The sequence below is a fragment of the Pseudomonas sp. Sample_10 genome, assembly GCF_004321495.1.
In the GTDB taxonomy this organism is placed as follows: domain Bacteria; phylum Pseudomonadota; class Gammaproteobacteria; order Pseudomonadales; family Pseudomonadaceae; genus Aquipseudomonas.
Genome location: NZ_RCOE01000044.1, coordinates 1 through 2767 on the forward strand (window position 1 = coordinate 1; position 2767 = coordinate 2767).

Annotated in this window: 3 protein-coding genes; 2 read left to right on the forward strand and 1 reads right to left on the reverse strand. The window is 59.0% G+C overall.

What is annotated here, in order from left to right; translation table 11 throughout:
• On the reverse strand, positions 1–271 hold a 271-nt coding region (locus D8U18_RS28850; RefSeq protein WP_206663163.1), incomplete at its 3' end, for a hypothetical protein.
• A gap of 37 nt (positions 272–308) precedes the next feature.
• Between D8U18_RS28850 and gcl the strand changes: the two genes are divergently transcribed.
• Positions 309–2084 (forward strand): glyoxylate carboligase, encoded by a 1776-nt coding sequence (gcl, locus tag D8U18_RS03510; RefSeq protein ID WP_131107031.1) that lies wholly within the window; start codon positions 309–311, stop codon positions 2082–2084.
• A 144-nt stretch (positions 2085–2228) separates the two neighbouring features.
• On the forward strand, positions 2229–2767 hold a 539-nt coding region (locus D8U18_RS03515; protein WP_131107032.1), incomplete at its 3' end, for a TIM barrel protein.

A 2767-nucleotide genomic window follows, 5' to 3' on the forward strand; every position in this document is an offset into this window, starting at 1 on the left:
TGACCAGGTTGACTGCGACTTTCAAGGTTAAAGCGCTCATGGTGCCGTCCTCATTTTGTTTTTCGGAAAGCCGTGGGACTGCGCCGTTGTGCCGCAGTCCGATGCCACAAATAGAACACAATGAATTATTTTTTTGTATACAATAATTATCGAAAAGCGCCACATGCGACGAAAAGCCACAGTAGAACGGGCTTCCGACGAATGAAACGAGCGCTTGAGAAAATGGATTGACCTGCGCCGTCCGCCGTGAATACACTCTGCGCAAAGCCACTTGTATACAATTACAAAACGTAAAGAGGCACAAAACCATGAGCAAAATGAGAGCAATCGAAGCCGCCGTTCTGGTGATGCGCCGTGAAGGGGTTGATACCGCTTTTGGCATCCCGGGTGCTGCCATCAACCCGCTGTACTCCGCCCTGCAAAAGGTCGGCGGCATCGATCACGTACTCGCTCGCCACGTTGAAGGCGCCTCGCACATGGCCGAGGGTTACACCCGCACCAAGGCCGGCAACATCGGCGTGTGCATCGGTACTTCCGGCCCTGCCGGCACCGACATGGTCACCGGGCTCTACAGCGCCTCGGCCGACTCGATTCCAATCCTCTGCATCACCGGGCAAGCACCCCGCGCCCGTATGCACAAGGAAGACTTCCAGGCTGTCGACATCACCAGCATCGTCAAGCCAGTGACCAAATGGGCAACCACCGTTCTCGAACCGGGCCAGGTGCCCTACGCGTTCCAGAAAGCCTTTTATGAAATGCGCTCCGGCCGCCCTGGTCCTGTGCTGATCGACCTGCCGTTCGACGTGCAGATGGCTGAAATCGAATTCGACATCGACGCTTACCAGCCACTGCCGCTGGCCAAGCCGACCGCCAGTCGCGTCCAGGTCGAGAAGGCTCTGGCCTTGCTGGATCAGGCCGAACGCCCATTGCTGGTAGCCGGTGGCGGGATCATCAATGCCGACGCCAGTGACCTGCTGGTGGAATTCGCCGAGCTGACCGGTATCCCGGTCATCCCGACCCTGATGGGCTGGGGTACGATCCCGGACGATCACCCACTGATGGTCGGCATGGTCGGCCTTCAAACCTCGCACCGTTACGGAAACGCAACGATGCTGAAATCCGACGTAGTCCTGGGCATTGGTAACCGCTGGGCCAACCGTCATACCGGTTCGGTCGATGTCTATACCGAAGGCCGCAAGTTCATTCACGTCGACATCGAAGGCACGCAGATCGGCCGCGTGTTCACCCCGGACCTGGGCATCGTTTCCGACGCTGCCGCCGCGCTGACCGTGTTCATCGAAGTCGCTCGCGAATGGCAAGCCGCCGGCAAACTGAAGAACCGCAGTGCCTGGTTGCAGGATTGCCAGCAGCGCAAGGCCAGCCTGCAACGCAAGACTCACTTCGACAACGTGCCGGTCAAGCCGCAGCGCGTTTACGAAGAGATGAACCAGGTGTTCGGCAAAGACACTTGCTACGTCAGCACCATCGGTCTGTCGCAGATTGCCGGCGCGCAGTTCCTGCACGTCTACAAACCGCGTCACTGGATCAACTGCGGTCAGGCCGGCCCGCTCGGCTGGACCATTCCGGCAGCGCTGGGTGTGGTCAAGGCTGATCCGAACCGTAAAGTCGTGGCCCTGTCGGGGGACTATGACTTCCAGTTCATGATCGAAGAATTGGCAGTGGGCGCGCAGTTCAAGCTGCCGTACATTCATGTTGTGGTAAACAACTCGTACCTGGGTCTGATTCGTCAGGCACAGCGCGGTTTCGACATGGATTACTGCGTGCAGCTGTCCTTCGATAACCTCAACGCGCCGGAACTCAACGGTTACGGTGTCGACCACGTCGCGGTTGCCGAAGGCCTCGGTTGCAAGGCACTGCGTGTGTTCGAACCGGCTCAGATCCAGCCTGCCCTGCGCAGGGCTCAGGAACTGATCGAAGAGTTCAAGGTGCCCGTCATCGTTGAGATTATTCTGGAACGCGTGACCAACATTTCCATGGGCACCGAGATCAACGCCGTCAACGAATTCGAAGACCTGGCGCTGGTCGGCAACGATGCGCCAACGGCGATTTCGTTGCTTGATTAACTGCTGACCGCTCTGAATGATCGTTCCCACGCTCTGCGTGGGAATGCAGCCCGGGACGCTCTGCGTCCCAAAGCGGACGCAGAGCGTCCATTGAGGCATTCCCACGCAGAGCATGGGAACGAGAACCTAAAACGGGAGACCACCATGCCGCGTTTCGCAGCCAACCTGTCCATGCTGTTCACCGAACAGGATTTCCTTGCCCGTTTCGACGCCGCCGCCAAGGCCGGTTTCAGTGGTGTCGAATACCTGTTCCCGTACGACTTCAGCTCGGCCGAAATCAAGGCCAGGCTCGACGCCAACGGTCTGACCCAAGTGCTGTTCAATCTGCCGGCCGGTGACTGGGCCAAGGGCGAACGCGGTATCGCATGCCTGCCGGACCGGGTTGAAGAATTCCGCGCCGGAGTCGACCTGGCCATCGCTTACGCGCAAGTGCTGGGCAACTCCCAGGTCAACTGCCTGGCCGGCATTCGTCCGCAAGGCGTGGACGATGCCACTGTCGAGAAGACCTTCGTCGCCAACCTCAAGTACGCCGCCGACAAGCTGCAAGCGGCGGGCATCAAACTGGTGATGGAAGCGATCAACACCCGCGACATCCCGGGCTTCTACCTGAACAACACCGCGCAAGCCCTGTCGATTCGCGAGCAGGTCGGCAGCGCCAACCTGTTCCTGCAATACGACATCTA

Coding starts and splice junctions, on each gene's coding strand:
- gcl (WP_131107031.1), top strand. CDS start 309: ATGAGCAAAATGAGAGCAATCGAAGCCGCCGTTCTGGTGATGCGCCGT.